This is a genomic window from Kocuria sp. LHG3120 (assembly GCF_049897445.1).
In the GTDB taxonomy this organism is placed as follows: domain Bacteria; phylum Actinomycetota; class Actinomycetes; order Actinomycetales; family Micrococcaceae; genus Kocuria; species Kocuria rosea.
In genome coordinates this window covers 581,148-598,719 of sequence record NZ_JAFCWG010000001.1, presented here as the reverse complement: position 1 = coordinate 598,719, position 17,572 = coordinate 581,148, and the positions used below count along the sequence as shown (strand labels likewise).

At 74.0% G+C, this 17,572-nt stretch carries 17 protein-coding genes; 8 read left to right on the top strand and 9 right to left on the bottom strand.

Going from position 1 to position 17,572, the window contains the following annotated elements:
- Window positions 1-50 precede the first annotated feature (50 nt).
- The gene (locus tag ACP7CD_RS02770) at window positions 51-1,136 is read left to right on the top strand and encodes an inositol-3-phosphate synthase (protein ID WP_272026017.1); all 1,086 of its coding nucleotides are present in this window, start codon (window positions 51-53) and stop codon (window positions 1,134-1,136) included.
- Window positions 1,137-1,203: 67 nt separating this feature from the next.
- Here ACP7CD_RS02770 and ACP7CD_RS02765 read toward each other — a convergent pair whose 3' ends face one another.
- Together ACP7CD_RS02765 and ACP7CD_RS02760 are read right to left on the bottom strand one after the other, a co-directional pair.
- Window positions 1,204-1,992 carry a phosphatase gene (locus ACP7CD_RS02765; RefSeq protein WP_109268107.1) on the bottom strand — a complete coding sequence of 263 codons (789 nt, stop codon included), beginning with the start codon at window positions 1,990-1,992 and terminating at the stop codon, window positions 1,204-1,206.
- Window positions 1,989-3,281: a glycosyltransferase gene (locus tag ACP7CD_RS02760; RefSeq protein WP_237740437.1), complete on the bottom strand. Its 1,293-nt coding sequence runs from the start codon at window positions 3,279-3,281 to the stop codon at window positions 1,989-1,991. The genes ACP7CD_RS02765 and ACP7CD_RS02760 overlap by 4 nt, the downstream gene beginning before the upstream one ends.
- Before the next feature lie 61 nt (window positions 3,282-3,342).
- On the opposite strand from ACP7CD_RS02760, the gene alr reads away from it, so the two are divergent.
- From alr to tsaD, 5 genes are read left to right on the top strand one after another with little or no spacing between them, the layout of a single operon-like run.
- Complete coding sequence (alr, locus tag ACP7CD_RS02755; RefSeq protein WP_426118767.1) at window positions 3,343-4,593, top strand: alanine racemase; 1,251 nt, start codon at window positions 3,343-3,345, stop codon at window positions 4,591-4,593.
- On the top strand, window positions 4,590-5,129 hold the full coding sequence (gene tsaE / locus ACP7CD_RS02750; protein ID WP_017833346.1) for a tRNA (adenosine(37)-N6)-threonylcarbamoyltransferase complex ATPase subunit type 1 TsaE: 540 nt from the start codon (window positions 4,590-4,592) through the stop codon (window positions 5,127-5,129). The genes alr and tsaE overlap by 4 nt, the downstream gene beginning before the upstream one ends.
- Before the next feature lie 40 nt (window positions 5,130-5,169).
- Window positions 5,170-5,847 (top strand): tRNA (adenosine(37)-N6)-threonylcarbamoyltransferase complex dimerization subunit type 1 TsaB, encoded by a 678-nt coding sequence (tsaB, locus tag ACP7CD_RS02745; RefSeq protein WP_426118765.1) that lies wholly within the window; start codon window positions 5,170-5,172, stop codon window positions 5,845-5,847.
- Between the two features lie 32 nt (window positions 5,848-5,879).
- Window positions 5,880-6,359 (top strand): ribosomal protein S18-alanine N-acetyltransferase, encoded by a 480-nt coding sequence (gene rimI / locus ACP7CD_RS02740; RefSeq protein ID WP_426119037.1) that lies wholly within the window; start codon window positions 5,880-5,882, stop codon window positions 6,357-6,359.
- Complete coding sequence (gene tsaD / locus ACP7CD_RS02735; RefSeq protein WP_426118763.1) at window positions 6,356-7,453, top strand: tRNA (adenosine(37)-N6)-threonylcarbamoyltransferase complex transferase subunit TsaD; 1,098 nt, start codon at window positions 6,356-6,358, stop codon at window positions 7,451-7,453. The genes rimI and tsaD overlap by 4 nt, the downstream gene beginning before the upstream one ends.
- 15 nt (window positions 7,454-7,468) lie before the next feature.
- Here the strand turns inward: tsaD and ACP7CD_RS02730 are convergent, their stop codons facing one another.
- The 7 genes from ACP7CD_RS02730 to ACP7CD_RS02700 all read right to left on the bottom strand — a co-directional run bounded on the left by ACP7CD_RS02730 (window position 7,469) and on the right by ACP7CD_RS02700 (window position 14,913).
- A complete protein-coding gene (locus ACP7CD_RS02730) occupies window positions 7,469-8,464 on the bottom strand; it encodes a 2-hydroxyacid dehydrogenase (RefSeq protein WP_109268104.1) in 996 nt (331 codons plus the stop codon).
- A gap of 59 nt (window positions 8,465-8,523) precedes the next feature.
- Window positions 8,524-9,669 (bottom strand): glutamate--cysteine ligase, encoded by a 1,146-nt coding sequence (locus ACP7CD_RS02725; RefSeq protein WP_035924797.1) that lies wholly within the window; start codon window positions 9,667-9,669, stop codon window positions 8,524-8,526.
- 50 nt (window positions 9,670-9,719) lie between these two features.
- On the bottom strand, window positions 9,720-10,991 hold the full coding sequence (locus tag ACP7CD_RS02720) for a THUMP-like domain-containing protein (RefSeq protein ID WP_426118759.1): 1,272 nt from the start codon (window positions 10,989-10,991) through the stop codon (window positions 9,720-9,722).
- Between the two features lie 46 nt (window positions 10,992-11,037).
- Window positions 11,038-11,793 (bottom strand): ABC transporter ATP-binding protein, encoded by a 756-nt coding sequence (locus ACP7CD_RS02715; protein WP_017834521.1) that lies wholly within the window; start codon window positions 11,791-11,793, stop codon window positions 11,038-11,040.
- Window positions 11,790-12,857, bottom strand: a complete 1,068-nt coding sequence (locus ACP7CD_RS02710; protein WP_017834522.1) for an iron chelate uptake ABC transporter family permease subunit — start codon at window positions 12,855-12,857, stop codon at window positions 11,790-11,792. Before ACP7CD_RS02710 ends, ACP7CD_RS02715 begins: the two co-directional genes overlap by 4 nt.
- Window positions 12,850-13,836, bottom strand: a complete 987-nt coding sequence (locus ACP7CD_RS02705) for an ABC transporter permease (protein WP_109268102.1) — start codon at window positions 13,834-13,836, stop codon at window positions 12,850-12,852. Before ACP7CD_RS02705 ends, ACP7CD_RS02710 begins: the two co-directional genes overlap by 8 nt.
- A gap of 81 nt (window positions 13,837-13,917) precedes the next feature.
- Window positions 13,918-14,913 (bottom strand): siderophore ABC transporter substrate-binding protein, encoded by a 996-nt coding sequence (locus tag ACP7CD_RS02700; RefSeq protein WP_095650567.1) that lies wholly within the window; start codon window positions 14,911-14,913, stop codon window positions 13,918-13,920.
- Between the two features lie 431 nt (window positions 14,914-15,344).
- Here ACP7CD_RS02700 and groES point away from each other — a divergent pair, with 431 nt between their 5' ends.
- Window positions 15,345-15,641, top strand: coding sequence for a co-chaperone GroES (gene groES, locus ACP7CD_RS02695; RefSeq protein ID WP_017834525.1), 297 nt, complete (start codon window positions 15,345-15,347; stop codon window positions 15,639-15,641).
- Between the two features lie 158 nt (window positions 15,642-15,799).
- The gene (gene groL, locus ACP7CD_RS02690; RefSeq protein ID WP_035924783.1) at window positions 15,800-17,407 is read left to right on the top strand and encodes a chaperonin GroEL; all 1,608 of its coding nucleotides are present in this window, start codon (window positions 15,800-15,802) and stop codon (window positions 17,405-17,407) included.
- The last annotated feature ends 165 nt before the right edge of the window (window positions 17,408-17,572 follow it).

The window sequence follows — 17,572 nt, the reverse complement described above, 5'->3', positions numbered from 1 at the left end:
CCCGGCCGGGCGCCGGGGACGGGACCCAGACGACCAGACAAAGGAGTCCCGTGTCCCACCATCCCATTCGCGTGGCCGTCGCCGGTGTCGGCAACTGCGCCTCCTCACTGATCCAGGGCGTGCACTTCTACGCCGACGCCGACCCGGCCGCCACCGTGCCGGGGCTGATGCACGTGGTCTTCGGCGACTACCACGTGTCCGACATCGAGTTCGTGGCCGCCTTCGACGTCGACGCCGCCAAGGTCGGGTACGACCTCTCCGAGGCGATCGGCGCCGGGGAGAACAACACCCTGGTCTTCGCCGACGTCCCGCACACCGGGGTCACCGTCCAGCGCGGGCCCACCCTGGACGGACTCGGATCCTACTACCGGGAGATGGTCCAGGAGTCGGCCGTCGAGCCCGTGGACGTGGCCCAGGCCCTGAAGGACGCGCAGGTGGACGTGCTGGTGTCCTACCTGCCGGTGGGCTCGGAGGAGGCCGACCGGTTCTACGCCCAGGCCGCGATCGACGCCGGGGTGGCCTTCGTCAACGCGCTGCCCGTGTTCATCGCCTCCACCGACGAGTGGGCACAGAAGTTCACCGACGCCGGAGTGCCGATCGTGGGCGACGACATCAAGTCCCAGATCGGGGCGACGATCACCCACCGGGTGCTGGCGAAGCTGTTCGAGGACCGCGGCTACGTGCTGGACCGGACGTATCAGCTCAACGTGGGCGGGAACATGGACTTCATGAACATGCTCGAGCGCACCCGGCTGGAGTCCAAGAAGATCTCCAAGACCCAGGCGGTGACCTCCAACGTCCAGCGGGAGTTCGGCACGCGCGACGTGCACATCGGGCCCTCGGACCACGTGCCGTGGCTGGAGGACCGCAAGTTCGCCTTCGTGCGCCTGGAGGGCCACGGCTTCGGCAACGCCCCGATCTCCCTGGAGTACAAGCTGGAGGTGTGGGACTCCCCGAACTCGGCCGGGGTGATCATCGACGCGATCCGGGCCGCGAAGATCGGGGCGGACCGCGGGATCGGGGGCCCGCTCACCTCCGCGTCGGCGTACTTCATGAAGTCCCCGGCCGAGCAGCTGCCCGACGACGTGGCCAGGGCGGACCTGGAGGCCTTCATCCGCGGCGACCGCGAGCGCTGAGCCCGCCGCCCCCGGAGCACGGGACCCCCGCACCGTTGCCGGTGCGGGGGTCCCGTGCTCCGGGGGCTCAGAGGTAGTCGGCCAGGCCGGCGCGGTGGAGCACGAACGCCGTGACCGGTTCGTAGACGCGCGGCGGGAGGTTGTCGTCGAGCGGCACGGCGACCTCGACCTGGCCCTGCGCCTCCGCCACGAACACGCCCGGGTCGTTGCAGTCGGCGACCGCGATGGTCCGCAGCCCCCGGGACCCGGCCGCCCCGGCGAGGCCGTGGTCGGCGACCACGAGGTCGGGCGGGTTCTGCCCGTCCCGGCGCAGCTTCTCCAGGGTCAGGGACATCGGCCCGGGGAAGTGGGTGTGCCGCAGCCCGCCGTACTGCTCGACCATCACGACGCTCTCGATCTGCCGGACGTCGCCGTCCTCGAACGGGAAGCCGTCCGGGACCTGCACCACGTGCGCCCCGGCGCGGCGGGCCACCCGGGCCAGCTGCGCGTAGACCGGGAACAGGCCGGCCGGGTGGCCGGTGGCGAAGAGCACGCGCCCGCCGGCGGCGACCACCTCGCCGAGGACCCGCGCGTAGCGTTCCAGCCCGGCGACGGCCAGCTCCGCGGAGATCGTGTCCTGGCCCTCGGCGTGGGCCCGGTCGGGGGAGATGCCGACGCGGTCGCGCATCAGCGCGAACACGTCGTCGAAGCTCCACTCCAGGGTGCGCACCACGCCCATGTGCTGGTGCTGGTCGCCGTCGAGGAAGCCCTGGATGTTGCGCAGGTTCGCCTCCCGGGAGGTCGCCACCGCTCCGGTGATGCGGTGGTCGTCGAGGTGGCGGGCGAGGTCTGCGGGGGAGAGGGGGGAGGTCGTCACCGTTCGAGTGTATTCAGGCGCCGGCCGCTACCGTCGCGTACCCCCGCCCGGGCGCGGACCCGGGCGTAGACCTCCGCGGTGGCCAGGGCGGTGCGGTCCCAGGAGTGGCCCTCGGCGCGCCGGGCGGCGGCCCGGCCCATGCGCTCCAGGGCGGCCGGGTCGCCGGCGAGCTCGACCACGGCCCGCGCCCACGAGCCGGGGTCGCGGTCGGGCACGAGCCGGCCGGTGAGCCCGTCGAGCACCGCGGTGCGCAGCCCGTCCACGTCCGTGGCGAGCACCGGCGTGCCGCAGGCCTGCGCCTCCAGGGCCACGAGGCCGAACGTCTCGGAGGAGGAGGGGACGGCCACGACGTCGGCCCGGCGCATCCGGGCGGCGAGCTGCGGGGCCGGCAGGGCGGGCCCGAAGCGCACGACGTCCTCCAGCCCCAGCTCCCGCACGCGCTCCCGGAGCGCGGCCGTGAAGCCCCGGGTGCCGACCCCCACGACGTCCAGCTCCACGGGCAGGCCCGGGTCGGTCCGCCGGATCCGCGCGAGCGCGTCGACGAGGACGTGCGGGCCCTTGAGCGCCTGCAGGCGCCCGGCGAACAGGATCCGCAGCGGGCGCCCCGGTGAGCCGGGGGGCGGCTCGTCGGCGCGGCGCGGCTCGCCGGGGGCGGGGTCCGGGGAGAAGGCCGAGAGGTCGACTCCGGGGGTGATCACGGTCAGGCGCCCCGCGTCGGCGTCGTAGAGCTCGATCATCTGCAGCGCCTCGGTCCGGGTGTTCACCACCGTGGCCTCGGCCCGGGCGATCAGCCCGGCCTCGGCCTCGGCGCGGGAGGCCGGCTCGAGGCCCTCCCCGGTCCGGGCGCGCAGGTTCTTCCCGAGCGCCGTGGTGTGCAGGGTCAGGACGAGGGGGACGCCCCAGCCGTCGGCGAGCTCCCGGCCCGCGGCACCGGAGAGCCAGTAGTGGGCGTGCACGACGTCGGGCCGGTCGGCCTCCGCGCGGAGCACCTCCGCGAAGGCCGCGGTGAACCCGGGCAGGTCCTCCTTGCTCGCCCCGGCGGCACCCGGCAGCGAGACGGTGAGCAGCCGCAGCCCCTCGCGGATGCGGGTGCGCCGCACGCCGGCGACGGCCGGGGCGCCGCGGCCCCGGTCGAGGGTGGCCATGTCCACGGTGTGGCCGGCGTCCACGAGGGCCTCGGCGAGGTGGCGCACGTAGACGTTCATCCCGCCCGCATCCCCCGACCCCGGTTGCTCGAGGGGACAGGTGTGCAGGCTGATCAGCAGGACGTGGCGGGGCGCGGCGGACACGGCTCAACTCTAGCCGCCGGGCCCGGGGACCCGGTCCGGGCCCGGGGGCGGCGGTGCCACAATGGGAGCCGTGAACCGTCCAGACCCCGTCCCGGCCGCCCCGTCCGGATCCGCCCTCCCCCCTCCGCCCCGCTGCGAGCGCAGCGCCGTGGTCGACCTCGCCGCCGTCCGCGCCAACGTGCGCCGGCTCCGTGACCTCGCCGCCCCCGCCCGGCTCATGGCCGTGGTCAAGGCCGACGCCTACGGCCACGGTGCGGTGCCCGTGGCCCGGGCGGCCCTCGAGGCCGGCGCCCACGCCCTGGGCGTCGCCCACGTCGGCGAGGCCCTCGCCCTGCGCGCCGCGGGGATCGGGGCGCCCGTGCTCGCGTGGCTGCACACCGTCGACACCGACTTCCGGGCGGCGCTCGCCGCCGACGTCGAGCTGGGCGTCAGCGGCTGGGAGCTCGCCCCGATCGCCGCGGCCGCCCGCGCGCTCGGGACCACCGCCCGGATCCACCTCAAGATCGACACCGGCCTGGGCCGCAACGGCGCGCCGGAGGCCCTCTGGCCCGAGCTCGTGCGGGCCGCCGCGCAGGCCGAGACCGAGGGGCTCGTGCGGGTGGTCGGCGTCTTCACCCACCTCGCCGTCGCCGACGAGCCGTCCCGGCCCGAGACCCGGGAGCAGCTCGAGCGCTTCCGCGCGGCCGTGGCCACGGCGCGGGCCGCCGGGCTCCGGCCCGGGCTGCGGCACGCGGCGAACTCGCCCGGTCTCCTCTCCGCCGCCGGGCTCGAGCGCCCCGGGGACATGCTCCTGGACATGGTCCGGGTGGGGGTGTCCCTCTACGGGCTCTCCCCGTTCGCGGACCGCACCCCGGAGCAGCTCGGTCTCGTGCCCGCCATGACGCTGCGGAGCACGGTCAGCGCGGTCAAGGAGGTGCCGGCGGGCCAGGGCGTCTCCTACGGGCTGAGCTACGTCACCGACCGCCCCACCACCCTGGCGCTCGTCCCGCTCGGCTACGCGGACGGCGTCCCGCGCTCCGGCACCGGCGGACCCGTGCGGATCCAGGGCCGCACCTACCCGGAGGTCGGCCGGGTCGCGATGGACCAGATCGTGGTCGACCTCGGCGCGCCGGGACGCTCCGCCCCCGAGCACGGGCTGCTCGGGGCGGAGGCCGTGCTGTTCGGGGCGGGGGAGAACCCCTCGGCGAGCGCGTGGGCGGACGCCGCCGGCACCATCAACTACGAGATCGTCACCCGCGTCTCGCCCCGCGTGCCCCGGGTGCACCTGCACGCCGCGGAGGACCCGGCGGGCGCGGCGGAGGAGCAGGCATGAGCGAGTGGACCCGGACCGTGACCGTGGACGGGCCCGGGCGCACCCAGGCCCTGGCCGAGCGGCTGGGCGCCCAGCTGCGCGCCGGGGACCTGCTGGTCCTCACCGGCGAGCTCGGCGCGGGCAAGACCACGTTCACCCAGGGGCTGGGCCGGGGCCTGGGGGTGCGCGCGGGGATCATCTCGCCCACGTTCGTGCTGGTCCGCCGGCACCCCAACGTCCCGGACGGTCCCCGGCCCGGCGGCCCGGACCTGGTGCACGTCGACGCCTACCGGCTGGGCTCCGCGGCGGAGGTCGACGACATCGACCTGGAGGACACGGCCGACACCGCCGTCACCGTGGTCGAGTGGGGGGCCGGGAAGGTCGAGCACCTGGCCGACTCCCGCCTCGAGATCGTGCTGGAGCGCGCCGTGGGTACCGACCCCCTCGTCCCCGGCGCGGCCGGGGACGAGGACCCGGACGAGGACGACGAGCCCCGCCGCATCACCCTCACGGGGATCGGCCCGCGCTGGGCGGACGGGCCCCCGCGGCTCGACTGAGCCGGGAGGCGCCCCCGGGGGCGGGCACTACACTGGTCGGGTGCTCCTCCTGTGCCTGGACTCCTCCGCCGTCGCCTCCGCCGCCCTCGTCACCGGTGCGGGCGAGGTCCTCGGCTCCTACGCGAGCCCGGACACCCGCTCTCACGCCGAGGTCCTGGCCCCCGCGGTCCGCGACCTGCTGGCCGGCCGCGGCGTCACCGGCGCCGACCTCGACGGGGTCCTCGTCGGCACCGGCCCCGGGCCCTTCACCGGCCTGCGCGCGGGGATCGCGACGGCGCGGGCGCTCGCCTTCGCGTGGGACGTGCCGCTGCACGGTCTCATGAGCCTCGAGGCCCTCGCCCAGGACGCGGCCGGGCCCGCCCGAGCGGCCGGTCACGAGGAGTTCCTCGTGCTCACCGACGCCCGGCGCCGGGAGGTCTACTGGGCCCGGTACGCCGCGGCCGAGGACGGCCCGCGGCGCACCGGGGGCCCCGGCGTGGCCGCCGCCGAGCAGCTCCCGGCGCTGCCCGCCTACGGCCGCGGGGCGGGGATCTACGCGGACCGGCTGGCCCGGCCCGTGCCGGAGTTCGCCGCGGCGCAGCCCACGGCGTCGTCCCTGGGCCTCGCCGCCGCGCGCCGCACGGCCCGCGGGGAGGCGCTGTCCCCGGACACGACCCCCCTGTACCTGCGCGAGTCCGACGCGAAGGTCCCCGGCCCCCGGAAGCGGGCGGGCGCGTGAGCCCCGCCCCCGGCTCCTGGACGCTGCGCCGGATGGTCCCCGCGGACGTCGCGGCGGTGCACGCGCTCGAGCGGCGGCTCTTCCCGGTCGACGCCTGGCCGCTCGAGATGTTCTTCGCCGAGCTCGCCCAGCCCGTGTGCTGGTACTGGGTCGCCGAGCAGGACGGCGTGATCGTCGGCTACGCGGGGCTCATGTGCATCCGTCCAGTGGGCGACGTGCAGACCATCGCCGTGGTCCCCGAGCACGAGGGACGCGGGATCGGCTCCGCCCTGCTGCGCACCCTGCACGCGCAGGCCCGGGAGCTCGGGGCCACCGAGGTGCTGCTCGAGGTCCGCGCCGACAACCCGCGCGCCCAGCAGCTCTACCGCCGCTTCGGCTACGAACAGATCCACACCCGCCCCCGCTACTACCGGGACGGCGCCGACGCGCTGATCATGCGCCTCGACCTCACCGGAACCGACACCCCGGCCGCCACCAACACCCCGGCCGCCCCGACGGAGGAGACCCCATGACCGACGGACCCCTCGTGCTGGGCATCGAGTCCTCGTGCGACGAGACCGGCGTGGGCATCGTCCGGGGACGCACCCTGCTCGCCAACGTGGTGTCCTCCTCGATGGACGAGCACGTGCGCTTCGGCGGCGTGATCCCCGAGATCGCCTCCCGCGCCCACCTCGACGCGATCGTCCCCGCCCTGCGCGAGGCCCTGGACCGGGCGGGCGTGGGCCTGGCGGACCTCGACGCGCTCGCGGTGACCTCCGGACCCGGCCTGGCCGGGGCCCTGATGGTGGGCACGGCCGCCGCGAAGGCCCTCGCCGTGGCCACGGGCAAGCCCCTCTACGCGATCAACCACCTCGTGGCGCACGTCAGCGTGGGCCTGCTCGAGGACTCCGGGATCGAGGGCTTCCAGGGCGACTTCGACGACGGGCTGCCGCCCGGCCTCGGGGCGCTGCTGGTCTCCGGGGGGCACACCGAGATCCTCGCCGTCGAGGACCTCTCCCGGGACGTGCGCCTGCTCGGGGCCACGATCGACGACGCGGCCGGTGAGGCCTACGACAAGGTGGCCCGCGTCCTGGGCCTCGACTACCCCGGCGGCCCGGCCATCGACGCCGCCGCCCGGGACGGGGACCCCACCGCCTTCCGCCTGCCCCGCGGGCTGAGCGCGGGCAAGTACATGGGCTCCGCCGAGCGCCCCGGCCCGCACCGCTACGACTTCTCCTTCTCCGGGCTCAAGACCGCCGTGGCCCGGGTCGTCGAGGGCTACGAGGCGCGGGGCGAGACGGTGCCGGTCGCCGACGTCGCGGCGTCCTTCCAGGAGTCGGTGGCCGACGTGGTCACCCGCAAGGCCGTGCTCGCGTGCACCGAGCAGGGGCTCGGGACGCTGCTGCTCGGCGGGGGAGTGGCCGCGAACTCCCGGCTGCGCGAGCTCACCGCCGAGCGCTGCGCCGCGCACGGGATCGAGCTGGTGATCCCCCGGCTGCCGCTGTGCACGGACAACGGGGCGATGGTCGCCGCGCTGGCCGCCCGGGTCGTGGCCGAGGGCCGTGCGCCCTCCGGGCTGGACTTCGCCGCCGACTCCTCGCTGCCGGTCACCACCGTCTCCGTCTGAGCCGGCCGGGGCCGCTCACGGCACGGGGGTGACCAGGGTGCCGTCGGCCAGCCAGCTGCGGAGGTTGCGCAGGGCGAGCTCGGCCATCTCCCGGCGGGTCTCCACGGTCGCGCTGCCCACGTGCGGCAGGAGCACCACCGTGTCGAGCTCGCGCAGGGCGGCCGGCACGCGGGGCTCATCGGCGAAGACGTCCAGGCCGGCCCCGCCGAGCCGGCCCTCCTGCAGCGCCGCCACCAGGGCCCGCTCGTCGACGACCGAGCCGCGGGCGACGTTGACGAGGAACCCGTCCGGGCCGAGGGCGTCCAGCACCTCCGCGCCGACCGTCCCGGCGGAGTCCGGGCCGCCGGGGACGGCGACCACGAGCACGTCGACGGCGGCCGCCAGCTCCGCCGCGGACCCGTGGTAGGCGTACCCGCTGCCGGTGGCCGGGCGCCGGTTGTGGTAGTGGATCTCGCAGCCCAGCGCCTCCAGCCGGACGGCGACCGCCCGGCCGATCCTGCCGAGGCCCAGCACGCCCACCCGCCGTCCTGAGGCGTGCCGGCCCAGCGGGAAGTTCCCCGTGCTCTCCCACTGCCCGCGCCGGACGTAGCGGTCCGCCGCGGAGAAGCGGCGCAGCACGTCCAGGTAGAGGGCCAGCGCGGTGTCCGCCACGGCGTCGGTCAGGACGTCGGGGGTGTTGCTCATCACGATGCCGCGCGCGGCGGCCCCGGCGGCGTCCGTGCCGTCGTAGCCCACGCCGAAGTGGACGACGGCCTCGAGCCGGGGCAGCCGCCGCATCAGGTCCGCGCCCACGCCGGTGCGCCCGGAGCCGACCGCCACCCTGACGTCGCCGGCGTGCCGCTCGAGGAAGCGGTCCTGCTCGGCGGGGTCCTCGGGCAGGCGCAGGGCGGAGAACTCGGCGGCCAGCGCCTCCTCCAGCAGGGGGTGCAGGGCGCCGAGCTGCAGCACCCCGTGGTCCTGCGGGGCGTGGCGGGCGGAGGGGTCCGGGCCGGTGCCGGTCGTGTTCGTCATGCCTGCAACCTAGGGACGAACAGGTCCCCGCGTCCAGCGGGGCGTGCGGGGCGGGCGGGTCAGTCGTTCTCCCGGGTGCGGCGGACGATGTCGAGGGCGACGGCGTGCAGGTCCCCGTCGTGGGCCCGGGCGACCGCGCGCTGGCGCTGGTAGCCGGCGCCCTGCTCCAGGATCCGCTCCACGTCGGCGAGCTCCCGGGAGCAACCCAGCTGCGCGGCCACGGGCTCCAGCCGGTCGAGCAGCGCGGTCAGGTCCGTGCGCAGGTCCCGCTCGACGTTGCGCGGGTCGGTGATGACCTCGGCGTCGAGGCCGTAGCGGGCGGCGCGCCACTTGTTCTCCTGGATGTGCCAGGGCTTCAGGCGGGCGGGGGGCCGGCCCGCCTCCACGTCCCGGGAGATGGACTCCGCGAGGCACTGGGTGAGCGCCGTGAGCGCCCCGACCTCCCACAGGGTCGAGAGCCCGTCGCAGAAGCGCACCTCGTCGGTGCCCAGCCGGGGCACGGGGCGCACGTCCCAGCGGGCCTCGCTCATCTCCTCGATGATGCCGGTGGCGATCATGTCCGTGATGCACTGCTCGTAGGCGTCCCAGGACGGGAAGTGGTACGGCAGCCCCGCCGTGGACAGCTGCTGGAAGATCATGGAGCGCTGGGACGCGTAGCCGGTGTCCTCGCCCGCCCAGAAGGGCGAGTTCGCGGACAGCGCCAGCAGGTGCGGGTAGTAGGTCAGCAGCCCGTCCAGCACGGGCAGCGCCTTCGCCCGGGAGTCGAGGCCCACGTGCACGTGCACCCCGTAGATGACCATCTGCCGGCCCCAGTACTGGGTGCGGTCCACGAGCTTGTGGTAGCGCTGCTTGTCGGTGACCTGCTGGTCCTGCCAGCGGGCGAACGGGTGGGTGCCGGCGGCGAAGACCTCGAGGCCCTGCGGGTCGGTGACCTTGCGGATCTCGTCCAGCATGGTGGACAGCTGCTCGGTGGAGTGGGCGACGTCCCGGCACACCCCGGTGACCAGCTCGACGGTGTTGAGCAGGAACTCCCCGGTCAGGTGCGGGTGGTCGCCGTCCGTGCCCCAGGCGGGGTGGGCGTCCAGGACGGCCTCGAACGTCTCCCGGCCCCGGGGGACGAGATCCCCGGTGGTGCCGTCCACGAGGGCGATCTCCCACTCGACGCCCAGCGTCGACTGGTGGGAGCGGGCGAACGAGATCTCCACGCGGCAGGTCCTCCGTGCTCTGGGGGCGGGCCGGTCGGCCCGCGGAGCCATCAGTCTACGGTTTCCACGACGATCACGACGCGCTGCTCCGCGGGCCCCGCGCCGCCCCGCCCCGGGCCTCCCGGGCCGGGGCCCGGGGCCGTCCGGGTGACCACGAGCGTGGCCCGTCCGGGGCCCTTCGGCGCGAGCCGGCGGCGCAGCTCCTCCGGGGTGACGTCCGTGCCGCGCTTCTTGATCTCGAGCGTGCCGACCTCGTGCTCCCGGACCCACCGCTTGAGCACCTTGACGGTGTGCGGCAGCACCTCCCGGACGCGGTACGCCCGGGCCAGCGGGGTGCGCACGAGCTCGTCGGAGGTGAGGTAGGCGATCCGGGGGTGGATCAGCCGCGCGCCCAGCTGCCGGGCGAGGTCCGTGACGAGCCCCGCCCGGATCACCGCGCCGTCCGGTTCGTAGAGGTACGCGCCCACGGGTCCGACCACGGCGTCGGCGTGGGCGGGGTCGTGGTCCTCGGGGCTGGTGAGCTCCGCGGACCCGTGCTCGGAGAGCACGAGCGCCGCCCGCCGCACGCCGGGGCGGGCCACCGCGTTGAACCACAGCACGGCCTCGACCACGTCGCCCCGGTCGGAGACCCACTGCGCCTCGCACCCGGCGGGGACCGCCTCGTGCGGGATGCCCGGCCCCAGCTTCACCCCGACGGGCAGGCCGCGCCCGGCCAGCGCCTCGACGAAGGACAGGGGCGGGGAGAACGCCTCGGGGTCGAAGATCCGGCGGGTGCCCGACGACGACGTGGTGCGCCGGGCCGGGTCCAGCCACACCCCGTCCGGCGGTCCGCCGGGCAGGGTAGTGAGGTCCAGCCGCTCGACGTCGGCCTGCAGCACCGTGGCCTCGGGGAAGGGGAGGAGGTTGAGCGTGGCCACCGCGGCCGTGGTCTCGTCGAGCTCCACGGCGGTGACCCGGCGGTCCAGGGAGGCCAGCGCGAGCGCGTCCGCGCCGATGCCGCAGCCGAGGTCGGCCACGTGCACCAGGTCCGCGTCGGCGAAGCGCCGGGCGTGCAGGGCGGCCACCCGCAGCCGGGTGGCCTGCTCGAGGCCGGCCCGGGTGAAGAGCATGCGGTCGGCGAAGTCGCCGAACTTCTCCCGCGCCCTGGCGCGGAGCCGGGCCTGGGTGAGCACCGCGGAGACGAGCCGGGGATCGTGCCCCGCGGCGCGCAGGCGGGTCGCGGCCCCCAGGGCGTCGTCGGCGTCGTAGGGGCCCACGGCCTCCAGCAGGCGACTCCCCTCGGCGGTGAGCAGGGGTGCGATGTCGGTCGCCTCGTTCTGCATCGGTCCACCCTATCCGCCCCCGCCCGCCCGTCCGGGCGGGCACCGGTCAGTAGAACGCGGCGAGACGGCCCCGGGGGCCGTCGATGACGGTCACCGGGGTCTCGAAGACCCGGGTGAGGACCGCGCCGTCCATGATCTCGTGCGGCTCGCCGAACTCGGCGACCCGGCCGTCCTTGACGGCGCAGATCCGGTCCGCGTAGTGGCTGGCGAAGTTGATGTCGTGGAGCACGATGACGATGGTGCGCCCCATCTCGTCGCAGGCCCGCCGCAGGTGCTGCATCATCGACACGGCGTGCCGCATGTCGAGGTTGTTGAGGGGCTCGTCCAGCAGCACGTGGTCGGTCTCCTGGGCGAGGACCATGGCGACGTACGCGCGCTGGCGCTGGCCGCCCGACAGCTGGTCGAGATAGCGGTGCTCCAGCGGCGCCAGGCCGAGGAAGTCGATGTACCTGCCGATGATCTCGTCGTCCACGGCGGTGAGCCGGCCGCGGCTGTGGGGGAAGCGGCCGAAGCCCACCAGCTGCCGCACGGTGAGCCGGGTGATGTAGTGGTTCTCCTGGCGCAGGACGGAGACGATCCGGGCGAGGTCCTTGGACCGGGTCCGGGCCACGTCGTAGCCGGCGATGTCGATGCTGCCGTCGTCGAGGCCGAGCAGGCGTCCGATCATCGTCAGCAGCGTGGACTTGCCCGCCCCGTTGGGGCCGACCAGGGCGGTCATGCCGGCCGACGGGATCTCGAGGTCGACGGGTCCGACCGTGACCTCACCGCCGTAGTCCTTGCGCACGTTGGTCAGGGTGATCACAGCCGGCCCTTTCGGAGGATGACGTAGAGGAAGACGGAGCCGCCGACGAGCTCGATGATGATCGAGACGACGCCCTGGGCGTAGAAGACGTGGTTCAGGACGAAGTAGGCGCCCGTCAGGACGAGGAACCCGGTGAGGACCGCCACGGGGAAGAGGTGGCGGTGGTCGTACGTGTCGGCGAACTGGTAGGCGAGCGTCGCCACCAGGAAGCCGAGGAACGTCATGGGGCCCACCAGGGCGGTGGAGACGGCCATCAGGACGGAGACGAGGAAGAGGGTGCCCATGATCTCGGCGCGGTGCCGCAGGCCGAGGTTCAGGCTCACGTCCCGTCCGAGGGCGACCACGTTCAGGCGCGAGGACCTCAGCCACAGGGCGCCGCCGGCCAGCAGGCACAGCGGGACGGCCACCGGCAGGTAGTCGGCCTGGGCGTTCGTCACGGAGCCGAACAGCCGGGCGGAGAGCACGTCGAACTCGCTGGGGGACAGCAGACGCTGCATGAAGGTCGAGACGGAGCCGAGGCCCCCGCCGATGATGATGCCCACGAGCAGCATCACCTGCAGGTTCCCGTACCGGCCGGAGAGCAGCCAGCCGTAGAGCGCGAGGGAGAGCGCGACCATGAGGGCGACCTGCAGCAGGAACTGCGGCACGCCCTGCAGGACGAGGATCCCCGCGGCGCCCAGGAAGTACACCGTGGACGTCTGGATCGCCACGTAGAGGGACTCGAAGCCCATGATCGACGGGGTGATGATCCGGTTGTTCGTGGCCGTCTGGAAGCTCACGGTCGCGATCGCCTGGCAGAAGGCCACGACCGCCATGATGACCACGCTCGTCACCCGGCGGTCCGCGATCCGCCAGAAGCCGTCCGAGCCGACCGGCATCGGGTTGTCCCAGGCCAGCAGGCCGAAGGCGAAGCCCGCGGAGGCGAGGGCCAGCACGGCGACGACCGTCCAGTACCGCCGCCGGGCCCGCGGGGTGGGGAAGGCCCCGGCGCGGCCCCGTGCGGCGGGGGCCGCCGGCGCCGCGGCCGGTGCGGGTGCGGGAGTGCTGAGCACGGCCTCAGACACGACGACGCTGCCTCAGGAGCAGGCAGACGAAAACCACGGCGCCGACGATCCCGAGGATCACGGACACGGGGATCTCGAACGGCATGATGATGATCCTTCCGATGAGGTCGCACAGCGTCACGATGGCGATGCCGAGCAGGCACACCCACGGCAGGTTGCTGCGCAGGTCGTCGCCGCGGACCATCGAGACGATGTTCGGCACGATGAGGCCCAGGAAGGGCAGGTTGCCGACGACGACGGTGACGACGCCGGTGGCCACCGCGATCAGCCCGGTCCCGAGCAGGACGGTGCGGTGGTAGTTCAGCCCGACATTGGTGGCGACGTCCTCGCCGAGCCCGGCGACGGTGAGCCGGTCCGCCACGAGGAACACCGCGATCCCGACCAGGAGCACGATCCACAGCACCTCGTACTGACCGCGCAGCACCGAGGTGAAGCTGCCGGCGAACCAGACGCCGAGGTTCTGCAGCATGTCCGTCTGCAGCGCCAGGAACGTCGAGACGGACCCGACCACCGCGCCCAGCATGATGCCGACGATGGGCACGATGAGGGAGGAGCGCAGGGAGACGCGGCGCAGGAAGAGGAAGAAGACCATGGTCCCGATGAAGGCCGCGGTCACGGCGCCGAGCATCCGGGTGAGGACCGTGGCGGTGGGCATCAGGAGCACGACGAGCAGCAGCCCGAGCCCCGCCCACTCGGTGGTGCCCGTGGTGGTGGGCTCCACGAAGCGGTTCTGCGTGAGCAGCTGCATCACCAGGCCGGACATGGACATGGCGGCGCCGGCCAGGACCAAGGCGATGGTGCGGGGGATCCGCGTGATCGCGAACATCTCGTCGCCGTCCTCGGCGCCGAAGACGTCGTAGACCCCCGTGAGGAGGGACGCGGCCAGCAGCGCGAGGACGCCGAGCGCACCGAGCAGCAGCTTCCAGTCGAACAGCGAGCCCTTGCTCGCCGCGGGGGGTCTCGACACGATCGTCGACATGGGGTCAGTCCTTCCTCCGGCCTCGTGCCCGGCGGACGGCGGTGGTGGGGCGGACCCCGCCACCGCCGTCCGGACGATGGGTCAGTCCTGCGCGCCCATGGCGTCGGCCAGGGTGTCGAAGAACTCGGTGTAGGTCTGGATGCCCTCGTTGGTGTAGGTGTCCCGGGGCATGTAGACGACCTGGCCCTCCTGCACCGCGGTGACGTTCTGCAGGGCCGCGGCGTTCTCGATGACCTCCTGCGCCGGGGTGTACTCCGGGTCCTCGGCGGAGATCGCGGCGTCGCGGTCCAGCACGAGGATCCAGTCGGGGTTCGAGTCGGCGATCGCCTCCACGGAGATGTCGTCGCCCTGGTGGTCGTCGCTGGCGCCCTCGACCTCGAGGGCCGGTGCGAAGTCGAAGATCTCGAACAGCGGGCCCAGGGTGCGTCCGTTGCCCGGGGCGATGAAGCCGATCTCGCCGCCGGAGACGGTGACGGCCATGACCGTGTCGCCGGGCCGGTAGCCGTCGACGACGCGCTGCATCGCCGCGTCGAAGTCGCCGTTGATCTGCTCGGCCTCGTCCTCGCGGTCGAAGACCTGGCCCAGGACGGAGGTCTGCCGCTTCAGCTCCTCGTCGAAGGGCTCGTCCTCCCGCGGGTCGAGCTCGACGATGGTGGCCTCCGGCACCAGGTCGGCGAAGTCCTCGCGGTAGTCGGCGAAGCGCTGGCCGTTGACGATGAGGTCGGGGTCCGCGGCGACGACGGCCTCGAGGTCGGGCTCGCGGTGGTTGCCGAGGTCGACGACGGACTCGTCGTCGGCGTAGGCGATGGTGTCCGGCATGAGGGCGCGCGGGGCCGCCGCCAGTTCGACGCCCCACTCGGCGAGCGTCTCGAAGGTGCGGTTGTCGGTGGCGACGACGGACGCCGGCGGGGCCTCGACCGTCTGCGTGCCGTAGTTGTCCTCGACCTCGACCGTGGCGGCGGAGGGGGCGGACGACTCCGCGGAGGCGGCCTCGTCGCCCTGGGCCGTGCCGCAGGCGGTGAGGGCGAGGACACCGGCGACGGCCAGGAGGGCAGCCGGGTGCTGGGTGCGGTTCATGGTCTTCCTTCGTGCAGAGGGCGCCGGCGTGCTCCGGGGTGGAGGACGCCGGCAGGATCCGATGGGCGCGACGGACCTGCGCACGGATGTGCGGGGACGTCGAGGAGGGCACCGCTGCTCGGCCGAGGTAAGGGTTGCCTTACCGCTCAACCTAGAGGGTCGGGCGGGCGTGAGGCAAATCATTGGCGAACACAGGCGTGCCCTAATTCCCGCCGGACGTTCCCGCGGGGGTCGGCGCGCTGGCACTCGCCTTGACCGACTGCCAGCCCGCTCCTACAGTTGGCCTTGGCACTCTCCGGGTGAGGGTGCTAAGGGCCAGGCGATCGACCGGCACCGCGACGACGGTCGGTGCGCCGATCGGCCCGAAGCTCGACGGCGGGCTCCGCCCGCGGTCGCCCACCGTTTTCCACCCCTACAGACAAGGAGAGATCGTGTCGGTCTCCATCAAGCCTCTCGAGGATCGCATCGTCGTCCAGCCGCTCGCCGCTGAGCAGACCACCGCGTCCGGTCTCGTCATCCCGGACACCGCCAAGGAGAAGCCCCAGGAGGGCAAGGTCCTGGCGGTCGGCCCCGGTCGTGTCGACGACTCCGGCAACCGCATCCCGGTCGACGTCCAGGAGGGCGACGTCGTGATCTTCTCGAAGTACGGCGGCACCGAGGTCAAGTACAACGGCGAGGAGTACCTGGTCCTCCCGGCCCGCGACGTGCTCGCCGTCGTCGTCAAGTAGACCGGGCCGCACCGACCCGGCGCAGACCGCGCAGTCCTGACGAAGGGTGCCCGCCGCACGCCCCGCTGTTCCGGCGGGCCCGCGGCGGGCACCCTTCGCCGATCCAGACCCCGAAACCCGCTGGCGACCCCAGCCACCCCAGAAGGAGCTCTTCGCCCATGGCCAAGCAGCTGGCGTTCGACGACGCCGCCCGCAAGTCCCTCGAGAACGGCGTCAACAAGCTCGCCGACACCGTCAAGGTCACCCTCGGCCCGCGCGGGCGCAACGTGGTGCTCGACAAGAAGTGGGGCGCCCCCACGATCACCAACGACGGCGTGACCATCGCCCGCGAGGTCGAGCTCGACGACCCGTACGAGAACCTCGGTGCCCAGCTCGCCAAGGAGGTGGCGACCAAGACCAACGACGTCGCCGGCGACGGCACCACCACCGCCACCGTGCTCGCCCAGGCGCTCGTCAAGGAGGGCCTGCGCAACGTGGCCGCCGGCGCCGACCCGCTGAGCCTCAAGCGCGGCATCGAGAAGGCCGTCGAGGCCGTCTCCGAGCGCCTGCTCGAGAACGCCCGCCCGGTGGAGGGCACCAACGTCGCCCACGTGGCGACCATCTCCGCGCAGGACCCGGCGATCGGCGAGCTCATCGCCCGGGCCTTCGAGACCGTCGGCAAGGACGGCGTCATCACGATCGAGGACGGCTCGAGCACCGAGGTGGAGCTCGACGTCACCGAGGGCATGCAGTTCGACAAGGGCTACCTGTCCCCGTCCTTCGTGACCGACGCCGAGCGCCAGGAAGCGGTCATGGAGAACTCCCTGGTGCTGCTGTACCAGGGCAAGATCTCCTCGGTGCCCGAGCTCATGCCCGTGCTGGAGAAGGTCCTCCAGGCCAAGAAGCCGCTGACCATCATCGCGGAGGACGTCGAGGGCGAGGCCCTGTCCACCCTCGTGGTCAACCGGCTGCGCGGCACCCTCGACGTCGTGGCCCTCAAGGCCCCCGGCTTCGGCGACCGCCGCAAGGCGATCATGCAGGACCTCGCCGTCCTCACCGGCGGCCAGCTCATCACCAGCGAGCTGGGCATCAGCCTCGACCAGGTCACCCTGGAGCAGCTGGGCACCGCCCGGCGCGTCACGGTCACCAAGAACACCACCACCCTGGTCGACGGCGGGGGCACCCCGGCCGAGATCCAGGACCGGGTCGCCACGATCCGCGCCGAGGTGGAGCGCACCGACTCCGAGTGGGACCGCGAGAAGCTCCAGGAGCGGCTCGCCCGCCTGGCCGGCGGGGTCTCCGTGATCAAGGTCGGCGCCGCCACCGAGGTCGAGGCCAAGGAGCGCAAGCACCGCATCGAGGACGCCGTCTCCGCGACCCGCGCGGCCCTCGAGGAGGGCATCGTCGCCGGCGGCGGCACCGCCCTCGTGCAGGCCGCGAAGGTCCTCGACGAGTCCGACCTCGGGCTCACCGGGGACGCCGCGACCGCGCTCGGCATCGTCCGCCGCGCGCTGCGGCAGCCGCTGTACTGGATCGCCCAGAACGCCGGTCAGGACGGGGCCGTGGTCGCCTCCCGCGTCGCCGAGCTCGAGGCCGGGCACGGCTACGACGCCGCCACCGGCGAGTACGTCGAGATGGTCGGCGCGGGCATCATCGACCCCGTCAAGGTCACCCGCTCGGCGCTGCAGAACGCCGCGTCCATCGCGGCGCTCGTGCTGACCACTGAGACGCTCGTGACGGACAAGCCCGCCGAGGACGAGGGGCACGGCCACGGCCACCAGCACTGACGGCCGGCACTGACGGCCGGCGCCGAGCCGGCTCGCCCCGCGGACCCGTCCCACCACCGGTGGGGCGGGTCCGCGTCCGTTCCGGGGTCCGCGCCGGGTCCTCCGGTAGAGTGCGGGGGTCCGTCCGACCACTGCCGCGCCCCCGGCGGCACGGTGTTCCCAGGA